This is a genomic window from Brachybacterium phenoliresistens (genome assembly GCF_000576425.1).
GTDB classification, from domain to species: Bacteria; Actinomycetota; Actinomycetes; order Actinomycetales; family Dermabacteraceae; genus Brachybacterium; species Brachybacterium phenoliresistens.
The window spans coordinates 51,350-76,326 of the sequence record NZ_KK069996.1 but is presented as its reverse complement, the minus strand read 5'-3'; the positions used below and the strand labels follow the sequence as shown (position 1 = coordinate 76,326).

General features: G+C 72.3%; 20 protein-coding genes. 8 read left to right on the top strand and 12 right to left on the bottom strand.

Translation table 11 applies throughout. The features are described 5' to 3' along the window. Positions 1 to 37: 37 nt before the first annotated feature. The gene (locus tag BF93_RS11740; RefSeq protein WP_232226349.1) at positions 38 to 967 is read left to right on the top strand and encodes an LCP family protein; all 930 of its coding nucleotides are present in this window, start codon (positions 38 to 40) and stop codon (positions 965 to 967) included. Positions 968 to 1,071: 104 nt separating this feature from the next. Continuing rightward, positions 1,072 to 1,896, top strand: coding sequence for a hypothetical protein (locus BF93_RS11735; protein ID WP_038372857.1), 825 nt, complete (start codon positions 1,072 to 1,074; stop codon positions 1,894 to 1,896). 28 nt (positions 1,897 to 1,924) lie between these two features. Here BF93_RS11735 and BF93_RS11730 read toward each other — a convergent pair whose 3' ends face one another. After that, positions 1,925 to 2,608, bottom strand: a complete 684-nt coding sequence (locus BF93_RS11730; protein ID WP_038372856.1) for a glycosyltransferase family 2 protein — start codon at positions 2,606 to 2,608, stop codon at positions 1,925 to 1,927. 190 nt (positions 2,609 to 2,798) lie between these two features. Here BF93_RS11730 and BF93_RS11725 point away from each other — a divergent pair, with 190 nt between their 5' ends. From BF93_RS11725 to BF93_RS11715, 3 genes are read left to right on the top strand one after another with little or no spacing between them, the layout of a single operon-like run. Further along, entirely contained in the window at positions 2,799 to 4,124 is a 1,326-nt protein-coding gene (locus tag BF93_RS11725) for a nucleotide sugar dehydrogenase (RefSeq protein WP_038372854.1), read from the top strand. 4 nt (positions 4,125 to 4,128) lie between these two features. Further along, positions 4,129 to 4,566 carry a DUF2304 domain-containing protein gene (locus BF93_RS11720; RefSeq protein WP_084148506.1) on the top strand — a complete coding sequence of 146 codons (438 nt, stop codon included), beginning with the start codon at positions 4,129 to 4,131 and terminating at the stop codon, positions 4,564 to 4,566. Positions 4,567 to 4,579: 13 nt separating this feature from the next. Continuing rightward, positions 4,580 to 6,523, top strand: a complete 1,944-nt coding sequence (locus BF93_RS11715; RefSeq protein ID WP_038372852.1) for a DUF6541 family protein — start codon at positions 4,580 to 4,582, stop codon at positions 6,521 to 6,523. Between the two features lie 28 nt (positions 6,524 to 6,551). On the opposite strand, the gene BF93_RS11710 is transcribed toward BF93_RS11715, so the two are convergent. The 3 genes from BF93_RS11710 to wecB form a co-directional block, all read right to left on the bottom strand. Next, positions 6,552 to 7,745 carry an acyltransferase family protein gene (locus BF93_RS11710; protein WP_051486885.1) on the bottom strand — a complete coding sequence of 398 codons (1,194 nt, stop codon included), beginning with the start codon at positions 7,743 to 7,745 and terminating at the stop codon, positions 6,552 to 6,554. Positions 7,746 to 8,007: 262 nt separating this feature from the next. Next, positions 8,008 to 9,144: a glycosyltransferase gene (locus tag BF93_RS11705; protein WP_232226346.1), complete on the bottom strand. Its 1,137-nt coding sequence runs from the start codon at positions 9,142 to 9,144 to the stop codon at positions 8,008 to 8,010. Between the two features lie 59 nt (positions 9,145 to 9,203). Continuing rightward, positions 9,204 to 10,268 (bottom strand): non-hydrolyzing UDP-N-acetylglucosamine 2-epimerase, encoded by a 1,065-nt coding sequence (wecB, locus tag BF93_RS11700; RefSeq protein WP_038372849.1) that lies wholly within the window; start codon positions 10,266 to 10,268, stop codon positions 9,204 to 9,206. A 126-nt stretch (positions 10,269 to 10,394) separates the two neighbouring features. On the opposite strand from wecB, the gene BF93_RS11695 reads away from it, so the two are divergent. Beyond that, entirely contained in the window at positions 10,395 to 11,540 is a 1,146-nt protein-coding gene (locus tag BF93_RS11695) for a glycosyltransferase family protein (protein ID WP_198025422.1), read from the top strand. Positions 11,541 to 11,587: 47 nt separating this feature from the next. Here the strand turns inward: BF93_RS11695 and BF93_RS11690 are convergent, their stop codons facing one another. Further along, the gene (locus BF93_RS11690) at positions 11,588 to 13,813 is read right to left on the bottom strand and encodes a DUF6541 family protein (RefSeq protein WP_038372845.1); all 2,226 of its coding nucleotides are present in this window, start codon (positions 13,811 to 13,813) and stop codon (positions 11,588 to 11,590) included. A 179-nt stretch (positions 13,814 to 13,992) separates the two neighbouring features. Between BF93_RS11690 and BF93_RS11685 the strand changes: the two genes are divergently transcribed. After that, positions 13,993 to 15,033 (top strand): glycosyltransferase family protein, encoded by a 1,041-nt coding sequence (locus tag BF93_RS11685; RefSeq protein WP_038372844.1) that lies wholly within the window; start codon positions 13,993 to 13,995, stop codon positions 15,031 to 15,033. On the opposite strand, the gene BF93_RS19050 is transcribed toward BF93_RS11685, so the two are convergent. Then, positions 15,012 to 17,282, bottom strand: coding sequence for a glycosyltransferase (locus tag BF93_RS19050; protein WP_051486884.1), 2,271 nt, complete (start codon positions 17,280 to 17,282; stop codon positions 15,012 to 15,014). The two genes, BF93_RS11685 and BF93_RS19050, sit on opposite strands and share 22 nt — an antisense overlap. A gap of 31 nt (positions 17,283 to 17,313) precedes the next feature. Beyond that, complete coding sequence (locus BF93_RS11675; protein ID WP_051486883.1) at positions 17,314 to 18,621, bottom strand: lipopolysaccharide biosynthesis protein; 1,308 nt, start codon at positions 18,619 to 18,621, stop codon at positions 17,314 to 17,316. 99 nt (positions 18,622 to 18,720) lie between these two features. Here BF93_RS11675 and BF93_RS11670 point away from each other — a divergent pair, with 99 nt between their 5' ends. Next, complete coding sequence (locus tag BF93_RS11670) at positions 18,721 to 20,313, top strand: asparagine synthase-related protein (RefSeq protein ID WP_156954135.1); 1,593 nt, start codon at positions 18,721 to 18,723, stop codon at positions 20,311 to 20,313. 61 nt (positions 20,314 to 20,374) lie between these two features. Here BF93_RS11670 and BF93_RS11665 read toward each other — a convergent pair whose 3' ends face one another. The 5 genes from BF93_RS11665 to BF93_RS11645 form a co-directional block, all read right to left on the bottom strand. Then, positions 20,375 to 21,367 carry a Gfo/Idh/MocA family protein gene (locus BF93_RS11665; RefSeq protein WP_038372841.1) on the bottom strand — a complete coding sequence of 331 codons (993 nt, stop codon included), beginning with the start codon at positions 21,365 to 21,367 and terminating at the stop codon, positions 20,375 to 20,377. Between the two features lie 2 nt (positions 21,368 to 21,369). Continuing rightward, positions 21,370 to 22,473: a DegT/DnrJ/EryC1/StrS family aminotransferase gene (locus BF93_RS11660; RefSeq protein ID WP_038372840.1), complete on the bottom strand. Its 1,104-nt coding sequence runs from the start codon at positions 22,471 to 22,473 to the stop codon at positions 21,370 to 21,372. Beyond that, positions 22,470 to 23,138 (bottom strand): acyltransferase, encoded by a 669-nt coding sequence (locus tag BF93_RS11655; protein ID WP_038372839.1) that lies wholly within the window; start codon positions 23,136 to 23,138, stop codon positions 22,470 to 22,472. The genes BF93_RS11660 and BF93_RS11655 overlap by 4 nt, the downstream gene beginning before the upstream one ends. 94 nt (positions 23,139 to 23,232) lie before the next feature. After that, positions 23,233 to 23,781 (bottom strand): 5-(carboxyamino)imidazole ribonucleotide mutase, encoded by a 549-nt coding sequence (purE, locus tag BF93_RS11650; RefSeq protein ID WP_038372838.1) that lies wholly within the window; start codon positions 23,779 to 23,781, stop codon positions 23,233 to 23,235. Continuing rightward, positions 23,778 to 24,977 (bottom strand): 5-(carboxyamino)imidazole ribonucleotide synthase, encoded by a 1,200-nt coding sequence (locus BF93_RS11645; RefSeq protein ID WP_051486882.1) that lies wholly within the window; start codon positions 24,975 to 24,977, stop codon positions 23,778 to 23,780. Before BF93_RS11645 ends, purE begins: the two co-directional genes overlap by 4 nt.

Sequence of the window (24,977 nt, the reverse complement as noted above, 5' to 3'; positions counted from 1 at the left end):
CGGACGGCGGGGCGGCGGACGCTCGGGGATCTCGCGCGTGCCGCGACCGATCCGCCTGGGGGCCACGCTGCTGGTGCTGCTGCTGATCATCACCGGCGGCTGGTTCGCCGGGCTCGCACTCTGGGCGGACTCCCGGATCGAGCACGTGGACGCGCTCAGCGACGCCGACGGGACCCCGGGGACGACCTGGCTCATCGCCGGCTCCGACCGCCGCGACGGGGAGGCCGTCTCCGACGACGGCACCACCGGACAGCGCGCCGACACGATGATGCTGCTGCACAAGGCCCGCAACGGGAACACGTACCTCGTCTCCCTCCCCCGGGACACGCTCGTGGACATCCCCGGCCACGGCGGCTACAAGCTCAACGCGGCCTATGCGATGGGCGGGCCCTCGCTGCTGGTGCAGACCGTCGAGCAGTTCACCGGCATGACCATCGACCATTACGTCGAGGTCGGCTTCGACGGCGTGACCGGCGTGGTCGACGCCGTCGGCACCGTCAACCTGTGCATCGACCAGGACGTGGACGACGAGAAGTCCGGTCTGAAGATGACCGAGGGCTGCCATGACGTCGGCGGGGAGCAGGCGCTGGCCTTCGTGCGCGCCCGCTACTTCGACCCCACCGCGGATCTCGGGCGCCAGCAGCGCCAGCAGCAGTTCGTCTCGGCGCTGATGGACCGGGTGACCAGTCCCTCGGTCGCGCTCAACCCCGTCACCCAGGTCCGCCTGGCCGGGGCCGGCTCCGCCTCGCTGCGCACCAGCGAGGGGACGGGCCTGGTCGACGTGGGCCGGATGGGGCTCTCGATGCGCGGCGCCATGAACGGCGGCACGGCCCTGACCATGCCGATCGAGGACCCCGCCTACCCGACCAAGCACTCCGGGGTGGCCATCCTCACCGACGAGAACGACATCTCCGCGTTCTTCGGCTCCATCCTGGACGGCACCGCCCAGCCCGCCCCGGCGAGCTGAGCGGCCGCTGGCCAGGTCGCGGCGAGCGCGCCGCGCCATCCCCTGATCCGAGCTCCGGCCCTGCGGCCGGCACGAGAGCTCCCCCGTACGAGACGAGGACGTCGATGACCGCCTGGACCCCGCCCCGCAGCGCCCTCCGGCTCGCCGCCGCGATGAGCCTCCTCGCCGTCGCGGCGACGGCCTGCAGCGCCCCGGATCCCGGACCGGCGGCGGAGACCACCCGTCCGGCCTCGCAGACCGACACCGCACCGGCCGACGGCGGCATCGGCGGACCCTCCGACGGGGGCGGCGCGTCGGACGGCGGTGCGTCGGACGGCGGCGGCGTCGCGGAGCCGGAGCTGCACCCGCGGGTGCTGCTGGCGACCGAGCCGGGCGGGCCGCGGCTCGAGGCCGACGCCCTCGCGGCCGTGCTCGAGGACCGCCTGGGCGCGCCGGCCGAGTGCGACGGCCCGCTCGACCTCGACGGCGGCGACCCGCAGACCTGCGGGGCGCCCCTCGGCGGGGAGAGCGAGGAGGACGCGGTCTGGGTCGGGCAGGGGGTGCAGGTTCCCGGTCCGGCCGGGGAGGGGCCGCGCAGGGCCGTGCTGTTCACCGTCGACGTGCGCCTGAGCGATGAGGCCTCGCTCGCGCTCGGCGAGGACCGGGTCCTGTCCGCGCTGCCGATGGGCAGCATGTACGGGGCCGCCCCCGTCCCGGCCGATCAGCTCGGCGAGGACGCCCTGCGCACCCTCACCTCGGGCAGCGCCCTGACCGCCCCCGTCACGACGTACACGGCGGTGCGCTGCACGCAGGCGCTGGACTTCTCGCAGCTGGAGCCCGTGGAATGCCTCGGGGTGCGCGCGGACGGCGCCGAGGAGCCGCTGTGGGTGCTGCCGGGCCCCTTCGCCGGCACCGACCAGGGGCTGATCGTCTCCTCCCCCGCCGCCTGAGCCCCGGGGCTCGCCGGGACCGCGGAGATCAGCGGAAGAGCATGTCGATGACGATGTTCACCGAGTTCAGCACGGACTGCCCCTTGGCGCGCGAGTAGTCGGTGTACAGGATGTGCACCGGGTGCTCGCGCACGGTCAGCTCGTGGCGGCCGATCTCCTCGACGATCTCGGAGGCGTGGGCCATGCGGTTCTGCTCGATGGTGATGCGCTCGCAGGCCGAGCGCCCCAGCACCCGCAGCCCGTTGTGCGCGTCGGTGAGGTGCACCCCGCTGGTGAGGTTCGAGTACCACACGGCGCCGCGCAGGACGATGCGCTTGATCAGCCCCGGCTTGGTGCGCCCGTCCAGGAAGCGCGATCCCAGCACCACGTCCACGCCCTCGCTCTCGCGCAGGGAGATCATGGCGGCGGCGTCGTCGACCTGATGCTGACCGTCCGCGTCGAAGGTGACCACCTGGGTCATCGCCGGGTCGCGCAGGGCGTAGTCGATGCCGGTCTTCAGCGCCGCGCCCTGCCCCATGTTGTACGGGTGGCGGACCACGGCCGCCCCGGCGGCCGCGGCGATCGCCGCGGAGCGGTCGCTGCTGCCGTCGTCCACGCACACCACCAGCGGATACCGCTCGCGCAGCTGGGCGACGACCTCGCCGATCACCGGGCCCTCGTTGAACAGAGGGATCACGAACCAGGTGCGGTCCGCACCGGGGGCGTCGCTCATGTGCGCTCCTCGCCTTGCTGCTGGGGTGGTCCTGCGGGTCCCGCCCATCGCAGGCCGGGTGCCACGCGGTGGGAACAGTCACGGGCCACGCGGCCCCGCCTGGGTGAACGACCCCGGCCAGGAGGATACCCTGTCAGACGCATCGGCCCGTGCAGGGCCCGCCTTCGCCGCGAGAGAGAGAAGCACCATCGTGAAGACTGCCGTCGTCGCCCTCGGGAAGATCGGCCTGCCGCTCGCCGTCCAGTTCGCAGATGCCGGCCACGAGGTGATCGGGGTCGACGTCAGCGAGCGCCAGGTCGAGCTGATCAACCGTGCCGAGGAGCCCTTCCCCGGCGAGGCGCACCTGGCCGAGAAGCTCGCCGAGCTGGTCCCCGCCGGTCGCCTCCGCGCGACCACCGACTACGCCGAGGCCATCCCCGGCGCGGACGCCGTCGTCATCGTCGTCCCGCTGTTCGTGGACGACGCCACCTGGGAGCCGGACTTCGCGTGGATGGACGGCGCCACCCGCTCCCTGGCCGAGCACCTCACCCCGGGCACCCTCGTCTCCTACGAGACGACCCTGCCGGTGGGCACGCTGCGCGGACGCTTCGTGCCGATGATCGAGGAGATCTCCGGGCTGAAGGAGTCCGAGGACTTCTTCGCCGTGTTCTCCCCCGAGCGCGTGCTGACCGGCCGCGTCTTCGAGGACCTGCGCAAGTACCCCAAGCTGATCGGCGCGATCAGCGAGGAGGGCACCCGCCGCGCCCGCGAGTTCTACGAGTCGGCGCTGACCTTCGACGAGCGGCCCGACCTGCCCCGCCCCAACGGCGTGTGGGACCTCGGCTCCCCGGAGGCCTCCGAGCTGGCCAAGCTCGCCGAGACCACCTACCGCGACGTGAACATCGGCCTGGCCAACGAGTTCGCGCTGTACGCGCAGGACAACGGGATCGACGTGTACAAGGTCATCGAGGCCTCGAACTCGCAGCCCTACAGCCACATCCACCAGCCCGGCATCGCCGTGGGCGGGCACTGCATCCCCGTCTACCCGCGCCTGTACCTCTCCACCGACCCGCAGGCCGAGACCGTGCGCACCGCGCGCGTGCTCAACGCCTCCGTCCCGGCGCGCCTGGTCGAGCGGGCCGCGGGCCTGCTGGGCGACCTCACCGGCCTGAAGGCCGTCGTGCTCGGTGCGGCGTACCGCGCCGGGGTGAAGGAGACCGCCTTCTCCGGCGTGTTCCCCACCGTCGAGGAGCTCACGAAGCGCGGCGCCGAGGTCACGGTGCACGACCCCTTCTACTCCGACGAGGAGCTGGCGGGCCTGGGATTCGCCGCCCACCACATCGGCGAGGGCGCGGACCTGGTGATCGTGCAGACGAACCACCCGGAGTACCGCGAGCTGTCCAGCGCGGACGTCCCCGGGGTGCGCCTGCTGATCGACGGCCGCAACATCACCACCGCCGAGAAGTGGGCAGGCACCCCCCGCCTCGTGCTCGGCGACGGCAGCGCCTCGACCCACCTCGCCGACCAGGACGCCTGACCCCGTGACCGGCGCCGACCTGATCCTCGCCCTGGGCCCGATCTCGGGAGGTCCGCGCAGCGCCCTGATCATCCAGGTGCTGCTGATCCTCGGGATCCTGGGCATCACGGCCTGGCTGTTCCGCACCCGCGGGGCGAAGCAGCTGGCCGTGCGCCGCCTGCTGATCATCGCCTTCGCCCTGTTCGCGGTGGTCGCCGTCGCCTTCCCCTCGATCACCACCCGGGTCGCCAACCTGGTGGGCGTGGGCCGCGGCAGCGACCTGCTGCTGTACGCGACGGTCGTCGTGCTGCTGGGCTTCCTCGCCCTGCAGGAGGCCCGCACGAAGAACACGGAGAAGCGCACCACCTACCTCGCGCGCCGGATCGCCCTGGACGAGGCCGAGCCCCCCGTCGACTACCGCGCCCGCTCCCTGGGCGGGACCCCGCGGGCCGAGGGGTCGTGAGCGGGGCGCGGGCATGACGACGCTGCTGCTCCTGCTGGGGTGCGCCGCACTGGTCCTGGTGGCCGTGTACGTCCCCGGGTATGCCGTCGCACGCCTCGCCGGCGCGCACCGGCTGCTCTCCCTCGCGATCGCCCCCGCGATCGCCTCGGCGATCGCGGGGACCACCGCGATCCTCGCCGGCGCCGCCGGGCTGAACTGGTCGCTGCTCCCGTACGCCCTGGGCTCCCTCGGGGCCGCGGGCGCGGCCTGGGGCCTGCGCCGGGCCGGGCTGGAGCTGCACGGCACCGCGCTGCAGGAGCGCGTCCCGCTGCTCTCCGTGATCCCCTTCGGCCGATGGTGGACGCTCGGCGCGGCGGCGATCGCCGTGGTGCCCGTGGCCGTCGCCGCCGGCAGCGCGGACCGCGTCCTGGAGCGCTGGGACGCGCTCTACCACCTCTCGGCCCTGCAGCGGATCCGCGAGACCGGGAACGCCTCCAGCCTGGTGATCGGATCGATCTCGAACTCGGCCGGCGTCCCCCGCACGTACCCCGGCGCGTTCCACGCCCTGGCCTCGCTGGTCCCCTCGGCGCCGGTTCCCGTCGTCCTCAACGGCGCCGTCCTCGCGCTCGCGATCGTCCCGTGGATCCTGGGCACCGCCGTGCTCGCCCGGGCCGTCTTCCCGCGGGTGCGCTGGGCGTCGGCCGCGGCCGCGATCATCGCGGCGCTGGCGCCGGCGAGCCCGATCGACCTGTGGGTGCACCTCTCGCCGACGCCGAACCTCGTCGGCTTCTCGATGATGCCGGGAGTCCTCGCCGCAGCGGTCGTGCTGTGGCGCGACGTGCTGCGCGTGGTGCGCATCCGCCTGCGCCGCCGGGACGCGCACCCGGAGCTGCCGGCTCCCGTGCCCGTGCGCCGACTCGCAGCGTCCCTGCTGATGCTCGCCGCGGGCGGTACGGGCCTGGCCCTCATGCATCCGAACGTCGCGGTGATGGCGCTGATCCTCCTCGCGGTGCTGACAGGGGTGACCGGGATGCCGCTGTGGCGGCGCCTCCCGGTCCTCGCCCTCGCCCCCGCGCTGGCCCTGGTCCCCATCGCCGTGCTCGCGTGGACGCCCCTGGCGTCGATGGTCACCGGGTACGGCGGCGGGCTCGTGGTGCCCTGGTGGTCCGCGTTCGGGGAGATCGCCCTGGGTCTGCTGACGGTGTGGCCCATGACGATCGGCGTGGTCATCGCGATCCTGTGGTGGCCGGGCCTGTTCCGCACGGCGGCATCGGGCCCTCGCTGGCTCGCAGCGGCCTGGCTCATCGTGGCGATCCTGTACTACGACGCGGCCGTCGATTCCTCCTGGAACCTCTCGGCCCTGTTCTATCGGGGGCAGGACCGCATCGCGCTGCCCCTGACCACGCTCACGACCCTCCTCGCCGTGCCGGGCCTCCAGGTGCTCCGGCACGTCGTGGCCCGCCCGGGGACCACGGTCCGCCGGCCGCTCGCAGCGGCCCTCGCAGCCCTTGCGATCGTCCTCGCCGGCACCTCCGTGCCGATCCGCTTCGCCGACGCGGCGAAGAACCTGTCCTGGGAGTACCCGGGCCGCGGCCGCTTCCTGCAGCACGACGAGGTGGAGGCGTTCACCGCGCATGCCGAGGAGATCCGCGGCAACGGGGCGATCCTCGCGAGCCCGTTCTCCGGCGCATCCCACATGTACGCCGTCCTCGGGCTGGACGTGTACTTCCCGGTGGCCGGCGTGTCCCTGACGACCGCCGACCGCACCGTGATGGAGGCGGCGGAGAACGCCGCCACGGATCCGGCGGCCTGCCGTCTCCTGGGCACCAAGGGGATCGGCTACATCTACCAGGACCGTCGGCTCTACGCCTTCTCCGAGGAGTTCTCCGCTCTGGACATGATCGGCCCGGAGATCGGCACGGTGGTCTTCGAGACCGACCACTCGCGGCTGATCGAGATCGACTGCGCCACGCAGTGAGGCAGGTCGGTCCGCGATCTCCCGGGCCTCACCGCGCTCCGGTCCGGTCCGGCTCCGATGCTCGCAGGTCCGGTCGGCCGAAGCGACGATCACCCCACCGGCGCAGGACGCGTTCCAGAGGGCGCTCCACCCCGTAGTGGAGGATGCAGGCGGCGCCGATGCTCGCCAGCAGGAGGATGAGGGCGAGCATCGGGCTGTCGTTGCGGCCTCCGACCTCGCGGAATGCGTAGAGCACCGTCGCGTGGACGAGATAGAAGGCGTACGAGATGTCCCCGCCGATGACCATGGGCCGCCACCGCATCGGGGAGGCGCGTCCCGCCAGGTCGATCGATGCGAACATCGCAATCATCAGCCCGTAGATGATCGGCAGCGCGAAACGGACCATGAACTGCACCGGCTGCGTGGCCGTTCCCGCCAGCGGCCCATGGATCAGGAACCAGAATCCGAGGATCACGACCGCGCCGATGGCGATCGGGACCGCCCACGGGACCGAGATGCGCAGCCCTCGGCGCATGACGAGGGCCACCAGCATCCCGATGAAGAACTGCCACAGGAAGACGAACGCTGCGGGCAGGGTGTTCCCCGGCCACGCGGAGAGCACGCCGAGGACCACCACGATCACCGCGACCACAGCGAGCGCCGGGCCGCGCATCGCCGAGAACGCCCGGTTCACGAAGGGATGCAGGAAGTAGAACAGCGCCTCGCAGGACAGCGTCCAGGCCGCCGGGTTCCCTCCCATGGAGATCGCGGTGTCGCGGAAGAACCCCTGCAGGAGCACCACCGACAGCACGATCGGAAGCCAGGTGAACTCCTTCTGCCAGGAGCCGGCGGACGGCCCCAGCACCGCGTAGAAGACGGGGATCGCCACGAGCAGCGCCACGAGATGGGCGGGCCAGATCCGAGCGACCCTGCGGCTCCAGAACTGCGGGATCGTCACGCCCGGCCGCGCGGACCAGGTGAGCACGAAGCCGGACAGCACGAAGAAGAACATCACGCCGGTGTAGCCGACCCCGGCGAGACCGAGCCCGGGGAAGTCGCCCACGTTCCGGTAGTGGTAGGCGAACACGCCGAACGCCGCCCACCAGCGCAGCCCGGTCAGCGAGTCCAGGCGGCGGGTGCCGGCGCCCGGGATGTCTGCCGCCGTGGTGGATGCACGACGGGCGCGGGACTGGTCGAGCGGGACGGCCGCGGCCGGGCTCGGGGGTTCCGCGGATCTCTGCACGGGGATCCTCCGATGGTCAGGTCTCCTCGAGCGCCCGCGCGCCGGGCGGTCCGGTCACCCGGTCCGGGTGCGGTCTCGAGAACGGGGACGGAGCGGACAGAGGCGATCTTTCCGCGGGCACGGTCGACGACCGCGCCCCGAGACTACGTGCTGAGCGATGCGGCGCGCGGTGACCCGCGCGACCCGGAGCGTGTCGGGTTCGGCACGTCCCGCCCGGCTCGGACGGGGCCGGGCGCCGCGGCGCCCGTGCCCCCGCGACCGATCAGCGGTCGATCGTCGCGAGCACCTCCGAGGCGGCCTTCGCCGCACAGCCGGCCAGCGAGGCGTTCTCCTCGGTCCAGGACCGCAGAGCCTCCGGTCCGGGGACGTCCTGGCCGGCGAGGGCGGCACGCATGGCCCCGGCGACCTGCTCCGCGTCGTAGTCGCAGGCCCAGCCCAGGGAGTTGTCGCGGATGCGGTCGTGCGCGGCGCCCTCCCCCGCATGGATGACCGGGGTGCCGCAGGCGGTGGCCGCATAGATCTTCGTGGGCAGCGCGAACTCGTAGCCCTGGCCGGGGGTGATGGAGGACAGTCCCGCCACGGCGCCGCGCAGGTGCGCCGCGACCATCGACGGCGGGATCTTGTCGCGGAACTCGACGCGGCCGATGCCGCGCTCGCGCACCGTCGCCTCGAGGGCGTCGCGCCCGCTGCCCTCGGAGAAGAACAGCAGCCGCGCCTCCGAGTGCTCGCGATGGACCTGCTCGAACGCGTCGAGGAACACCTCGGCGCCCTGCCATTCGGAGACGGTGCCGGCGTAGACGAAGTACGGGCCCTGCTCGGCGCTCGCCGGCCCGTCGGGCGTGAAGGTCTCCGTGTCGATGCCGTTGCCGATCATGCGGAAGCTGGTGCGGCGCCCGGCGAGCTCCTCGAGCCGGTGCTGCACGCCCGGGGAGATGGTCAGCACACGGGCGGCGCGCTTCCACACCGTCGTCTCCATCCAGCGGACCGCGGCGCGCACGGGTCCGGGGACGCCGTCGACGCTGTCGGTCGCATCGGACCAGACGTCCGCCGCGTAGAAGGTGTAGGGGACCCGGCGGATCGCCGAGGCCACCAGGGTGACCATGCCGGTGGTGGGCGGCGGCTCGGCGACGATCGCGTCCACGCGGCGGCGCAGGAGGAGCCGCAGCGCGAGGGGCACGTCGAAGCTCATGTAGGAGGCGTAGCCGCGCACCTGCCCCTGAGCGTCGCGCTTGACGGGGAAGCGGGAGACATGGCGTGCTCGCGAGACCTCGGGGCCCCGCTGGTGCGGGACAGTCGTGAGCACGGTCACCTCGGCTCCGGCCTTCTCGAGGGCGAGCACCAGCGCCTCCTGGCGGAAGGCCGCGGCCACCGGGTCGGGCGTGAAGACGCGGGTCGCCACGACGATGCGCGGACGTCCGTCCCCGTGCCGCCGAGCGGATCTGCTGCGGCCCCTGGGCATCAGGCGCGCTCCCGCAGGGCGTCCACGCTGCGCTCGGAGGCACGGCCGTCGCCGTAGTAGGGCGGGCGCTCCCCCGCCGGCCGCGGGCGGGAGACGGAGGCGGCGATGGTGGCCGGATCGGCGGCGAGCTCGTTCCAGCCGCCCTCGAGGGTCTCGACCCACTCGGTCTCGGTGCGCACGGTCGTGCAGGGCGCCCCCAGCAGGTAGGCCTCCTTCTGCAGGCCGCCGGAGTCGGTGACCACGGCGCGCGAGCGCTGCACGGCGTTGACCAGATCCGGGTAGGCCAGCGGCTCGCCCAGGTGGACGGCCCCGCCGGCCAGCGCGATGCCGGCGTCCTTCGCCTTGGCGACCAGGCGAGGGTGGGCGAACAGCGCCAGCGGCAGCTCGAGCTCCTGCAGCCCGCGCACGATCGCGGCCAGGCGCTCGGGGTCATCGGTGTTGTCGGCGCGGTGGATGGTCGCCACGGCGAAGTCGGATGCGGGATCGATGCCCTCGGGCAGGCGCAGCGGGGTCCCCTCCACGGAGGCGGCCACCCGCAGGCAGACGTCGGTCATGACGTCGCCGGTGACGAGGGTCCGCTCGGCCAGGCCCTCCGAGGCGAGGTGCCCGCGGGCGACCTCGGTCGGGGCCAGCAGCAGATCGGCGGCGTGGTCGGTCATCACGCGGTTGTGCTCCTCGGGCATGCGCCGGTTGAAGGAGCGCAGTCCGGCCTCGAGGTGGGCGACCTTGAGGTGCATCTTCACCGCGGAGAGCGTGCCGGCGAGCGTCGAGTTGGTGTCCCCGTACACGAGGGTCCAGTCCGGGCGGTGCTCCTCGAGGACCTCGTCCATCGCGGAGAGCATCGCGCCGGTCTGCCGCCCGTGCGTACCGGAGCCGACCGCGAGGTTGACGTCCGGGGCGGGGATCCGCAGGTCGGCGAAGAAGACGTCGCTCATGGCCGCGTCATAGTGCTGCCCGGTGTGGACGATCACGTGCTCGACGTCCTCGCGCCGCGAGGCCGCATCGGCGATGGCGGCGAGCTTGACGAACTGCGGGCGCGCGCCCACCACGGACAGGATCTTCATGGGGTCCACCTCGGGAGACGACGTCTGTGACACGCCTACTGTACGGAACGCGACCCGGGGAGTCCGGCGCCCCGCCGCACCGGCCTCGACCGGGCCTGCTCACACTCCGCCCCTATACTGGCCCGCGTGCCAGATGCCTCGCTCCTCGTCATCAGCCTGTCCCCGATCCACCGGGACTCGCGTGTCCTGAGACAGCTCTCGGTCGTGAAGGAGTTCGGCCGGGTCACCACCGTGGGATACGGCCCCGCGCCCGAAGGCTCCGACGAGCATCTGCAGGTCCCGGACCATCTCACGACGCTTCCGCAGACCGTTCCGGGCGTCGCGAAGCTCGCGCTGCGGCGTCTGCGGAGCGCAGAGCTCGCAGCACCGGCGATCGCCTGGACGCTCGAGGCGCTGCGGGGGCGACGCTTCGACGTCGTCGTCGCCAACGAGGCGCGCATCCTCGCCCTCGCCGAGGTCGTCGCGGACGGCGCACCGATCTGGGCCGACATGCACGAATGGGCTCCCGAGGAGCGCACGCACGTGCTGTCATGGAGGCTCCTGGTCGCGCCGCTGATGGATCACCTGTGCCGCGAGTACCTGCCCCGCATGGCGGCGGTGACGACGGTCGGGGACAAGATCGGCGACCTCTACCGCGAGCGCTACGGGGTCGAGGCCCTCACCATGCGCAACTCATCGCAGTGGCGCGATCTCGCCCCGTCCGAGACTCCGGAGGACCGGGTCCGCCTGGTGCATTCCGGCTCTGCCGTCCTCGGCCGGAACCTCGAGGCGATGATCGAGGTCGTCCACCGCCTCCCGGAGCGGTTCACCATGGATTTCTACCTCGTTCCCGCGAACGACGGAGGGAAGTACATGCGGGTCCTGAAGGAGAAGGCCGCCGGATCGGACCGCGTGCGCTTCCTCCCGCCCGTCGGGCCGATGGATCTTCCCGGCACGCTCAACCAGTACGACATGGGCGTCTACTGGCTCCCGCCGTTCACGACGAACGGTCGCCTCGCCCTGCCGAACAAGTTCTTCGACTTCGTGCAGGCGCGTCTCGCGATCGCCGTCGGCCCCAGCGAGGAGATGGCGCACCTGACCCGCGAGCATCAGCTCGGACCGGTCTCCCGCAGCTTCGAGATCGAGGACTGCGTCGAGTCGATCGCGTCGGTCACCCCGGAGCAGATCCAGGGGTGGAAGGCCCATGCCGACCGCGCGTCGCGGGAGCTCTCCTTCGATCACGATGCCGATGTCGCGCGCGGGATCCTCGGACGGCTGCTCGCCGCATCCTGACCTCGTGATCATGGTCGGCCCGGTGCTCGCCGGTCCCCCGCGCGGGATCAGCCCGCGTCAGGGGCCGTGGGCGCAGCAGGTGCCGGAGCGCGCGTCACCGGGAACTTCCGCCATTCACCGGTCCACCAGTCCTGGTCCGGGTCGTCCTCCGGTCCGCCGCAGGCATCGATGCGCCACAGCCGGGCATCGCCGGCGTCGGCGACGAGCGTGAATCCGGCGGAGGTGTCCACGTCGTAGAACCCGGGCATCACCTGGTCCCGGGAGACCCCCTGGTACTGCACGGGATCGTCCTGGTAGTAGTACTCGATGCCGTAGTGGCGGATGATGCGGCACACGGCCGGGTCCGCGCCGATCTCCCGGAAGTGCTGCGAGAGGTAGTTCCCGTCCGCATCGAGCGTGCGGCGGTTGAACTGGGTGAAGACGGAGTCGACGTCGCTCAGGGCCGGGGCGTACCCGATCCCCGTCAGAGGATCGCCGACGACGATCGCGCCGTCCCCGAGGGTCCCCTCGAGCCCCTCCAGCAGCGCGAGCTCCTCGGGGCTGCCGATGATCGCGCCCTGCGCGAAGCGCGGACTGCCCCGGTCGTAGACCGAGAGGTAGGAGACCGTCGCCCCGACGGCCAGCTGGAAGGCGACGAATCCGATCACCAGGACCACCACCGACCGGTCGACGCGATGGCGCACGGACGTGTCCCTCTCGACCCCGAGCTCGCTCAGCGCTCGCGTCCCGTCGGCCGCGGCGAAGGCGATCGCCGCGCCGACGGACGGCTCGAGCCTGCGGCGCGTCCGGGCCAGGACCCTGCTGGGGCTCCACCCGCTGTGCAGGAGCGCCGCCAGGCCCGTGCCGATCAGCGCCGCCTGGAAGATCACCTGGATCGCGAAGAGGCGATACACATCGGCGTACCACAGGCCCACGACCTGGGAGACGAAAGGGATCGGGATGTACGCGCCGAGCACCAGCAGCTCCTGCATGACCCAGGCGCCGATGAGCCACCGGGTGCGCACCGACCGGGACGCCGCGACGATCCCGAGCGCGAGTCCGAGCACGGAGACCAGCGACAGGCACAGCAGGACGAGAGGATTCTGCCCCACCGGCCAGAGGATCAGGGTGGCCGCGATGTGCGGGAACAGGTCCTCGAAGCTCCCCTGGACCGGCCGGCCGAGCGCCGCGCGGACCTGCGGGTGCGAGAGGACTCCGGCGAGGACCGTCCCCGCGACGATCGCCGTGGCGACGGCGACGGCGAGGAAGCGCCGGCGGGACCAGCGACGGCGCACCCGCGCGAAGAAACGGCCGATCAGCGCGAGCGCGGTCGGCGCTCCGACCCAGAGGATAGTGAACACCAGGGTGGGATGGGAGATGACCATGCCCGCCGTGCCGCCCGCGAGCACGAGCGCCGACACCAGGAAGTGCGCCGCGTGTCGCCGCAGAGCCCCGCGGCTCATGTCATCGATGATCGCGAGCGCGAGGGCCGAGACGCCGGGGAGCAGGGCGATCGCCAGGGCGTTGGGCCAGAACCCCTTGCCCACGAGGAGATACGCCGGGAACGCGACGAACGCCGCGGAGACCGTCACCGTCAGCAGGGCCGAGGACCGGTGGCGGGGCAGCAGCTCGCGCCCCAGGCTCACCATGCCGGTCGTGAACACCAGCGGGATCACGAAGTAGCTCATCACGTGCGCGGCGGGGAGGATCGTGGTCTGCGTGGACACGAGGCTGACGACGGCGTGCCACACGGACGGATAGGTCACCGGCAGCACACGCAGGCCGTAGTTCCAGTCGAGGGCGCCGAACATCGACGCATCCCCGGTGCTGAGCACGGCGTTGACGCCGTTGTAGTGGAACATGGGATCGCTCAGCTGGCTCGGGAACCGAGGGCCGAGCGTGGCCGCGACGGCGACCCACTGCACCAGCACGAGGCCCACGACGACGATCACGGTCGTACGGCCGATGACGCGGCCCAGCAGCGGATGCTCCGGCCCGCCGATCATGGACCCCTCCGGATCCCGTCGCGCGAGGAACCTGCCCAGCACGGATCCGGAGATGCACGAGAACGCGGAGACCGCGAGGAAGGAGGGCCATCCCCAGGGGATGCCGGCGAGAGCGAGGAGGATGGTCGAGACGCCCACCAGTCCGCAGGACCATGCGGGGGCGAATGCGACGGCCAGCGACCGCCGCACCCCGACCAGGAGCAGGGACACCAGACCGGGGAGGTACACGATCGCGATCAGCGCGGCGAGGGTCGGTGCCATCGCGATCCAGTCCGGCAGGTACGCCACGAAGTGCCTCCTCACGCTGGGGCTCGTGTCGCCGCCTAGGATGTGTTGCGTTGCCAGAGTCTAGTGGTCACCGGTCACAGGAGCGCCGGTGCGCCGCGCGGGGTCCGCCCTTCGTGACGGCACCGACATCTGAGCCGTTAGCTGCGTCACCGACGCGGCGCCACGCACGGAGGGGACGCATGACGGAGATCTCGAACTACTCGCGAATGCTCCATCTCGGAGATCCGGCCTCGACGGCGACGCTCCTGTCCCGTGCGGCGCAGCAGCGCGGCGCTCGGTGGGACGTGCTGCCCTTCGCCGCCGCGCCCGGCGGCGGAGCTGTGCCGGCCCTCCTGCGCAAAGCCGCCCGCGGTCTCCTCTGGGAGGGATCGCTGCTGCGACGGCGGGCCGCCGTCCCCCGCGTCCATGTGCACAATGCGCTGGCCCGGCGCCATGCCGGCTGGGCCTTCGGCCGGCGCTTCGCCCTGCACCTGCATGGGACCGATATCCGCACCCGGCAGTACGAGCCGGAGCACGGGGAGCTGATACGCAGAACGGTGCGGGACGCCCAGGTGGTGTTCTACTCCACTCCCGATCTGCGCCGGCATGTGCAGGACCTGCGCGAGGATGCGCGCCTGGTCCCGGTCCCCGTTCCTCTGCCCGGGCCGTCGACGGCCCCGCTCCCCCCGGCGCTGCGGGAGATCGGCGAGGGTCGCCCCTACGTGTTCTTCCCGTCGCGGTGGGAGGCGGCGAAGGGCGGCGAGCTGCAGATCGAGCTCGTCAGGTCCCTCCGCGAGGCGATCGCCCCCTCGGAGGCGGTGCTGGTGGGCCTGGACTGGGGCGGCCGTGCCGGGGACGCTTCCCGCGCCGGGGCCACGCTGATCCCGACCATGCCCCACGCCGCCTTCCGATCGGTCATCTCCGGCGCCTCGGCCTGCGTCGGCCAGCTCACCGGCGTCCTGGGCGCGTCGGAGCTCGACGTGCTCGCGGCCGATGTCCCCCTGATCATGCCGCTGCGCACCGACTGGTACGACGGCTCGCATCCCTCGCTCGACAGCCCGCCGGTGCTGGGCGGAACGGCTCTGGACCTCCCGGACGCCCCGGAGCCGATCGTCCGGTGCGTGCTGGGGGCCCTCTCGGGAGACACACGGAGCCCGACCCGGGACTGGGTCAGGAGCCACCATTCGCCGGACGCCGCGCTGGACGAGGTGCTGCGCGGCTACCGCGAGAGCGGCTGGTGATCGGCGAGCTTCTCGGTCAGCTCGGGCCGCAGCACCGAGATCGCCTCCTGGACCCGTGCCTGCCAGGTGTGGGCTGACCGGACCTCCTCGGCACGCCGTGCGAGGGCGGGCAGCCGCTGCGGATCCTCCTGCAGCTCGGACAGCGCGGCGGCGAACGCCTCCGCGGTGTAGGCGATGGGGATCCCGATGCCGAGCTCGGCGCCCATGTCGCCGGCCAGGGTCCCCTCGCTCAGCAGGATCGGCTTCCCGTACCCGAGGTACTCGAAGAACTTCACCGGGGCGGCGAAGCGCCGGTACGGGGTCGGCTCCACGAACAGCACGCACGCGGACGCCTGCGCGTAGTACGGCGCGAGCTCGCGGGACGTCGCATGGACGACCCGGATCCGGTCGCTGAGGTATCCCTGGTAGGCCGCGGCGTTCGCTGTCCAGTCCCTCTCGGGGACGCAGAGGGTCAGCGAGACGCCGGGCGTGGCGGACACGGCCTCGACGCAGGCATGGAGGCCGTAGTCCGCTCCCAGCCCGCCGACATAGAACAGATGCACTCCCGAGGGTGTCGGGGATTCCCGGACGTCCGTGCCCGGCGGCAGCGCCGAGAACCGATCCCGGGGATAGGGCAGCTCCGGCCCCATCGCCAGGGACGGGAGGAAGACGTGCGTCCCCGTGCGGCGGAGGACCTCGAGATCGAACCGATAGGCGAGCTGCATCAGCAGGCTCCGCGGGGTCCGGACCTCGGTGAGCTTCGTCGAGAAGCGCCAGTAGATGTCGCGGTAGAACTCCCCGGCAGGGATCCGCGACCTGTGCGCCCAGGCCAGGATCCGGGCGTCGAGGAGCGGCGCGACGCCGCGGCGGATGCTCGTGGCGAGGACGTTCGGCTGGGTCGAGTTCTCGGAGTAGAGCAGCTCGAACGTCCGCCCGGCCCGCTGGAGCCTCCGCGCGTCCCGGTATCCCGCGGCGCGGTCGCGCGGATCGCCGGTGACCTCGTGCACCCGCAGTCCCGCGGCCCGGAAGCTCTCGAGCATGCGCTTGGGCCGGAGCCTGCTCGCCGAGGTCGGGTTCGGGTCGATCGGGTACGGAGCGTGGAAGATCATCGCCGGTCGGTCCCCGTGCGCCACGGCGTCCTCATAGATCCGGCCCTGCCGGGCGACGAACGCCTCCTGGCTGTAGCGGGCGAGCGCGGCCCCGCGGATCCGCTCTCGGCTCGCCGGGGACACGGCCCAGCCCTCCTCCGCGGCTCTCGCGAGGGCGGATTCGAGCTGGGCCGGGTCGTCGACGTCCACGAGCGCCCCGGCGCTCTCGTCCACCCCGTGCAGCCCGCCCCAGGTCCTCGTCGCGATGACCGCCATCCCGGAGGCCTTCGCCTCGCTGATGACGGTCCCTCCCGCCTCGACGGCGCTCGCGAGCACCAGGCAGTTCGCCTCGGCCATCACCGCGGGCAGGTCCCGTCGGCTCACCGGCCCTCGCAGCTCCACGCGATCGGCGACGCCGGCCTCGCGCGCCACGGTGCGCAGGGCGGCGACCCGCTCGCCGTTCCCCCCGACGATCACCAGCCGGCCGTGCCGCGCCGCACCGCTGCGGGCGAAGGCGGCGATGGTCTCCGCCGCCCGCTTGTTCGGGTCGAGGTGGGACACGTGCAGGAAGGTGTACCCGTCATCGTCGCCGGCCGCCGGGAGGGTCGAGGTGAGGAAGTCCTGCGGGACGGGCAGGTCGACCACCTCGACGTCCTCGCGGCCGTAGTGCGCACCGATCTCCTGCGCGAACGGCCCGCTGACGGTCGCGACCTTCGCGGCCTGGGACACCGCGCGGGCGATCTCGCGTCGGCGGGCCGCCGTCCGCGGGCTCGTGAGCGAGGAGGGGCGATGCTCGGTGAGCACGAACGGGCGGTCCCATTCCAGGCCGAGCTCCTTCGCGACGACGATGCCCGGATGCACGGAGTGGGCATGGATGACGTCCGGGACCTCCGCTCCGAGCGCGCGGAAGGCGGCCAGCGCGCCGCGACGCAGCAGCTCCCGCTCGGCTCCCTGGAGCGCCTGGGGAAGCGCCGGCACGTCGAAGCGGACCGTCCTCACCGCACCGTCCTGCTCGACGACGGGTCGGGGGCCTCGCCACGCAGCGCCCCGCACCAGCCGCGGGCTGAGAACGCTGACGGTGCACCCCGACGCGGCCATCATCTGGGCCTGCTCGCGGAAGAACGAGCCGTTCATCGGCTGCTCATGGGTCGGGTACCAGGAGGGGACGACCAGGACTCTCATGGGGAGCGCTCCTCTCGGAAGCATCGAGGGATCAACCGGCATCCGGCACGGGGGCATCGGAACCGCCGAGCGTGCGGGATCTGCGATCGTACCGACGCGCCGCGAACAGCGACATGACCAGCATGAGCGCCAGCATCGCCGCCATCACCCCGCCGAGCCAGTAGACGGTGGTGAGCAGAGGCAGCGGGGAGAAGTAGAGCAGGGACAGGGGCACCGCGCAGAACACGATCGAGAAGATGAGCATCCAGTGCTGCGTCTCGGTGACCACGAACACGGTGGACACGGGAGAGGACGCGAGCTGGAACATCAACCAGGGCGTGAGCGCGCGGGCGAAGCCGCCCGCCTGGTCCCATTGCTCGCCGAAGACGAAGGTGAACATCCACGGCGCCAGCAGGTAGATGAGGCCGAACGGGACCACCGACAGCAGCAGGCCCCGGATGATCGTGATCCGCACGAGAGGGTACATCTCGCCGGGCTTCACCCGTGCCAGCTTCTGGAAGAACACCTGGGAGACCGCGCTGTTGATGAGGGACACGGGCACCTGGAGAATGCGCCAGGCCAGATTGAACTGGCCCACCGCGCCGAGTGCGACGCTGCCGATGAGAAGGGTGATGCCGTTGGTGCGCACGGAGTCCACGAGAGCCGTGGGCAGGTTCAGCAGGGGCATCCTGCGATATGTGCTGAGCAGCTCGGCTGCGCTCGGCGTCCCCTCGGGGATCGGCGCGAGGAGCTCCTTCGACTTCCGACGGAGGTTGAAGAAGGCGAAGGCCTGCCCGGCGAGCGTCCCGAAGATCAGGCCCGCGACGCTGCGCAGCCCCAGGGCACCGAGCGTCAGCTGCCCGCCCGCCGACCCGATCTGCTGCTGGAGCCTGTTCAGCGCGATGGTCGGATAGTCCGAGCGACGGTTGAACCAGTACTGGAGGACGGAGACCTGCGCCACGAGGAAGACGGTGACGCCGCCCATGGCCAGCCAGGAGGCGAGCTCCTCGTCCCCGTAGTACGCGGTGATGAACTCGTGCCCCACCACGGCGACCACGGAGAACAGGCCTCCGACCACGATGTTGCTGATCGTCGCGACCTTCGCGATGCGCCGCGCGGAGTCGTCGTCCTCCGGGAGCATGATCGTCATGTCCATGCGCAGCGATGCGACCGTGACGGCGATGGCGGTCAGCGACCCGTAGATCGCGAACTGGCCGAAGACCTCGGGGCTGAAGATGCGAGCGGTGAACACCGAGACCGCCATGACGACGGCCTGTGCGCCTGCCGCCCCGCTGAACAGGACGGTGATGTTGCGCAAGGTCGGGTACTTGGTCGTCAGCTTCTCGATCGCCGCACGCATTCGCGACACCATAGGGGCCTGACCTCTCCGACGACGTGACTAGGATGGGCAGCTGCGCCGTGAGCATCTGACGCGGCGGCGCTTCCACGAGGAGGACCCGTGCTGACCGTCGAGCGTCATCTTAGTCGACTGTGGGATCACCGCTCCGCAGACGTGCAGCTGCGCCGGGCTCGCGGCGCCTCGGCACCTGCCTCCTGCGACGTCGCCGAGCTCCGCGCCGCGGGAGGGCTTTTCGGCCTCGTGCGGCGCGATGGGCCCGTGCTGACGCTGGCCACCGACCACCTCCGGTCATGGCCGCTGTACTACCGCATCGGCCAGGATGCGATCCACGTCGCCGACAACGCCTTCGACATCGCCGATGCCGTCCCGGACACCCCGCTGGACGCCGCGTGCATGCAGGAGTTCCTCCATGCCGGATACGTGATCGGCTCCGACACGCTGTTCGCCGGCGTGCACCAGGTCCCCGCCGGCACGACGGTGACCATCGACCTGCGGGACGGCCGGGTCGCCTCACGCCTGGAACGGCCTCTCCGCCTCCAGCCGGTGCCTCCCCCGCTCGAGAGCCTCGACGTCTTCGCCGAACGTTTCTCCGAGGGCGTCGACGACGCGATGGCCCGCCTCATCGAGGCTGCGGACGGCAGGACGATCGCCCTGCCCCTCTCGGCGGGGCTGGACTCCCGTCTCCTGGCGACCCGCCTGGCGCGCAGCGGCTACCCGCACGTGCTGACCTACACCTACGGGCTGCCGGGGGCGGCGGAGGCCGAGGCGTCCCGTCGCATCGCCGCCGCCCTGGGGCTGCCCTGGCAGAAGGTCGAGCTGCATCCGGCCCGGATGCAGGAGGCGTGGCAGTCGCCGGAGACCGCGGACTTCCTCCGGGAGTCGTCCGGCGGAGCGGCACTCCCCCACATCCAGGACTGGTACGCCGTGCGCATGCTCACGCGGTCGGGCGCGCTCGCGCCCGCCAGCATCGTGATCCCTGGTCACACCGTCGTCAGCGCGGCACGCGACGCCGCGCTCCGGGACGTGCCGAACCCGACCGGGGAGCAGATCCTCGCCGCCGTGACCCCGTGGACGTTCGATCTGCGCTCTCGGCCCGAAGCGGTCAGCGGGAACCCGAAGGTGCGCGCAGCTCTCGCCGAGTTCCTCCGCGAGGCGGCCGTGGACGGCTCCCGCCGGAGCACGATGAGCGCCGTCCGCTGGTTCTTCCATCGGGAGCGCCAGGTGAAGTACATCCTGAACTCGGTCCGGGCCTATGAGCACTTCGGGCTCGACTGGGCCCTGCCGCTCCATGATCTGCAGCTCTGGGATCTCTACGAGCAGGCCCCCGACGCGGCGATCGAGTCACGTGATTGGTATCGGTCCCTCATCGAACGGGATCATGCCGAGCAGCTCGGCCTCCCCGCGCCGGCGACGGTCTCCGGGAGCGGGGCGGTCTCTGCTCCGCGAGCGATGCTCCGTCGCGCCATGCGCGTCACCGGGGCCGCCGCCCTGCATACCCGGCTGCGCCGGATCTCGGGGGTGGTCGACCACCCGCTCGGCTTCGATGCGCTGCTCACCGGCACGTCGCGCACCCGGTTGACAGCGGCGACGCTCCGCGGGCAGACCCCCATCGGCATGTACGCCGAGCAGTTCCTCCGGGACGAATGGTCGCGGGGCGCACGGCTCTTCACGACGCGTCCGATCCACCGCTGAGCGGGCGCGTCGACGACCGGCTGCCGTCGACGCGCCCGCAGCGTTCCGCCTTCGCGGAGGGTCAGCCGAGCTCCACCACGCGCCCCTCGCGCGCGGACTCCAGCACGCCCTCCACGGCGCGGACGGTCTGCAGCCCCTCGCGCATGGTGACGATGTTGGAGGCGTCGCCGAGGACGGCGTTGCGGAACGCCTCGTGCTCGGTGCGCAGCGGCTCCTGCTTGGTCAGCGCGTAGCGGATCACGTCGCCCTCGCTGACCCCGCGGAAGGAGGCCATGGACTCCCAGATGTTCGTGGGGTTCTCGCCGTTGGCGTGGAAGGTGAGGTCCGCGGAGACGGTGTCCGCGATCATCGCGCCGTTCTCGCCGGTGACGACCGTGACGCGCTCCTTGAAGGGGGTCAGCCAGTTCACCAGGTGGTTGGTGATGGTCCCGTCCTGCAGCCGGCCGGTGATGGAGACCATGTCCTCGTCGGTGCGCCCGCTGCGGGCCGTCGAGGTGGCGGCCACCTGGGCGAAGTCGCTCTGGGCGACCCAGGCGGTGAGGTCGAGGTCGTGGGTGGCGAGGTCCTTGACCACGCCGACGTCGGCGATGCGCGCGGGGAAGCCGCCCTGGCGGCGGGTGACGATCTGGTAGATCTCCCCCAGCTGGCCGTCGGCCAGGCGGTGGCGCAGCTCCTGCAGGGCGGGGTTGTAGCGCTCGATGTAGCCGACCGCGCCCACCAGGCCCTTCGCCTCGAAGGCGGCGGTGATCTCCTCCGCCTCGCCGATGTCGAAGGCCAGGGGCTTCTCGACCAGGCAGTGGACGCCCGCCTCGGCGAAGGTGAGGGCGACGTCCTTGTGGAACGCCGTCGGCACGGCGATGACGGCGTAGTCGATCCCCGCCTCGATGAGCGCCTCGGCGCTCGGGAGCACGTCGAGCCCCTGCGCGGCGCCGTGCGGGTCGCCGTAGGCGTCGGCGACGGCGACCAGCTCGACGCCGTCGAGGGCATGGAGGTTGCGGGCGTGATGGCGGCCCATCATGCCCAGGCCGATGAGTCCGGCGCGCAGATCAGCCATGCTCAGGCACCTGCCTTCGCCACGGTGTTCACGGCCTCGACGATGCGGTCGCGGTCCTCGTCGCTCACGCTGGGATGCACCGGGAGGGACAGCACCTCGCGGGCGAGCATCTCAGTGACCGGGAGGTCCAGCTCGAGCCCGTAGGAGGGGAGGCGGTGCACCGGGGTCGGGTAGTAGACCCCGCAGCCCACCTGGTGCTCCTCGCGCAACGCGGTCGCGAAGGCGTCGCGCTCGGCGGCGGAGGCCCCCTCGATCCGGATCGTGTACTGGTGGTAGACGTGCGTGGCCTGCTCGCGCACGACCGGGGTGGTCACGCCCTCCAGGTGGGCGTCGAAGTGGGCGGCGAGCTCCTGGCGGCGCGCCGTCCAGGCCGGGAGCTTCGTCAGCTGCACCCGGCCGATGGCGGCATGGATGTCGGTCATGCGGTTGTTGAAGCCGGCGATCTCGTTCGCGTACTGCTTCTCCATGCCCTGGTTGCGCAGCAGACGCATCTGCCGGGCGATCTCCGGGCCGTCGCAGGAGACCATGCCGCCCTCGCCGCTGGTCATGTTCTTGGTCGGGTAGAGCGAGAACATGCCGAAGGTCCCGAACGTCCCCACCTGCGCACCGTCCCAGGTGGCGCCGTGCGCCTGGGCGGCGTCCTCGGCCACCCACAGGCCGTGGCGCTGGGCGATATCGACGATCGCGTCCATCGGCGCCGGGTGGCCGTACAGGTGGACGGGCTGGATGCCGACGGTCCGCTCGGTGACCGCGGCCTCGATCGCGGCGGGGTCGATGCAGAAGGTGTCGGGGTCGACGTCGACGAAGACGGGCACGGCCCCGCACACCGCGACGGCGTTGGCGGTCGCGGCGAAGGTGAAGGAGGGGACGATGACCTCATCGCCGGGCTTCAGCCCCGCGGCCAGCAGGCCGAGGTGCTGCCCGGAGGTCCCGGAGTTCACGGCGACGCATTCGCGCCCGCCGGCGAGCTGGGCGGAGAACTCCTGCTCGAAGGCGGCGACCTCGGGGCCCTGGGCGACCATGCCGGAGGCGAGCACGCGGTCGACCGCGTCGCGCTCCTCCTGGCCGATGAGGGGGCGGGCTGCGGGGATCATGGCTCGGGTCATCGGGCGGCTTCCTCGGGATCGGGGGAATCGGGGCTGGTGGTGGTGGCGTCCTGGGCGAGGGCGAGCCCTCCGGTGGTCTCGTCCGGCACGTACCACTCGCCGGTGGTCGGGCAGACCCAGGAGTCGGTGCCGTCGGAGGCCGGCTCCAGGGGCTCGCCGGCCCGGCCCACCCAGGCGATGCGCCTGGCGGGGACGCCGGCGACCAGGGCGTGCGGGGGGACGTCCTTGGTGACGGTCGCCCCGGCGGCCACCAGCGACCAGGCGCCGATGCGCAGGGGCGCCACGCACACGGCGCGGGCGCCGATCGAGGCGCCCTGCTCGATGGTCACGCCCACGGGCTCCCAGTCGTGCACGGACTTCGGGCTGAGGTCCGGGTTCACCGCGCGCGGGAAATGGTCGTTGGTCAGCACCACGGCGGGGCCGATGAACACGCCCTCGGCCAGGGAGGCCGGCTCGTAGACCAGCGCATAGTTCTGCACCTTGCAGCCGGCGCCCAGACGCACGCCGGAGCCGATGTACGCCCCGCGGCCGATCACGCAGTCCTCGCCGATCCGGGCATCCTCACGGACCTGCGCCAGGTGCCAGATGCTCGAGCCGGCGCCGATGCTCGCGGATTCCGCGACATCCGCTCCGGCGGCCACGCGGTACGGAGGCTTCTCATTCATGGGGCCGACGATACCGCGCCGAGCGGGCCCATCCTGGCAGCGACGGACGCGCGGCGATGCCGCGCAGATCTCACCGCGGGGCTCGCCGCGTCGCTCACCGCGAGGCGCGCAGCGTCTCGCCCTTGCGCAGGGCGATCTGGCGCAGCTCCTCCTGGAAGGCGACCATCCGCGACCGCAGGGCCGCGGCCTGCTCATCGGCCCCGGCGGCGAGGATGCGGGCGGCGAGCAGGCCGGCGTTCCGGCCGCCGCCGATCGTCACGGTCGCCACTGGAATGCCCGGGGGCATCTGCACGATCGAGAGCAGGGAGTCCATCCCGTCGAGGTTCTTGAACGGTACAGGCACGCCGATCACCGGCAGCGGGGTGAGGGAGGCGAGCATGCCCGGCAGGTGGGCGGCCCCGCCGGCGCCGGCGATCACCGCGCGCAGCCCGCGGTCGGCGGCGCTGCGGCCCCAGGCGACCATGTCCTCGGGCATGCGATGCGCGGAGATCACCTCGACGGAGACGGGCACGTCGAACTCGGCGAGCGCCTCCTCCGCGGCCCGCATGACGGGGTAGTCGGAGTCCGAGCCCATCACGATGCCGACGAGCGGCGTCGCAGCGGCGAGGGCGGCCTCGTCGCGAGGGGTGTCCGGGGTGCTCATGCCTGCTCCTGGGGGGCCGGGCCCTGCGGGCCGCCGATGATGATGCGCTCGGCGCGGTGGGCGCGCTCGAGCAGCTCGGCGGCGTCGTCGCCGAGCAGGGTCACGTGGCCGACCTTCCGGCCCGGGCGCACGCCCTTGCCGTAGAGGTGGACCTTGATCTCGGGATCCTCGCCGAGGGCCTCGCGGGCGCCGGCGGCGAGGTCCTCGCGCGGGCCGCCGAGGAGGTTGACCATCACGGCGACCGGCGCGCGCGGGGCGGTCGCCCCCAGCGGGAGATCCGCGACGGCGCGCAGGTGCTGCTCGAACTGCCCGGTCACCGCGCCGTCCATCGACCAGTGGCCGGTGTTGTGGGGGCGCATGGCGAGCTCGTTGACGAGCACGGCGCCCTCGGCCGTCTCGAACAGCTCGACGGCGAGCATCCCCGTGACGTCGAGGTCCGCGGCGATGTCCAGGGCGAGCTGCTGGATGCGCTCCTGGGCGGCGTCGTCGAGATCGGGCGCCGGGGCCACGACCTCGTAGCAGACCCCGTCCTTCTGCACGGACTGGACGACGGGGTAGGCGACGGCCTCGCCCCCGGGGCGCCGGGCGACCTGGGCGGAGAGCTCGCGGCGGTAGGCGACGAGCTCCTCGACGAGCAGCTCGGGGAAGTCGGCGAACCAGTCCTGGACCTGCTGGGCGGAGCGGACGATCCGCACGCCGTGGCCGTCGTAGCCGCCGCGGGGGGTCTTCACCACGACCTGGCCCCCGGCCTCGTCGATCGCTGCGTCGAGGGCGGCGGCATCGGCCGCGCGCCACCAGCGCGGGCAGGGGTGGCCCCCGGCGGTGAGGCGCTCGCGCATGACCAGCTTGTCCTGGGCGTGGACGAGGGCGCCCGGGCCGGGGCGCACCGCGGCGAGAGCATCGGCCCCGATCCCGTCGAGGATCGCGGTGGGCACGTGCTCGTGGTCGAAGGTCACGACGTCGACCTCCGCGGCGAGGGCGCGCACGGCCTCCTCGTCGTCATGGCTGCCCTGGCGCACCGAGGCGCTGACCTGGGCGGCGCTCTCCTGGGCGGAGGTGGCCAGGACGCGCAGCGGCAGCCCCAGCTCGATCGCCGGGCCGATCATCATGCGGGCGAGCTGCCCGGCGCCGACCACGCCGATGCGCACGGGAGAGGGAGCGTCGCGGGAGGGGGATGCAGAAGTCACGCGCGCCAT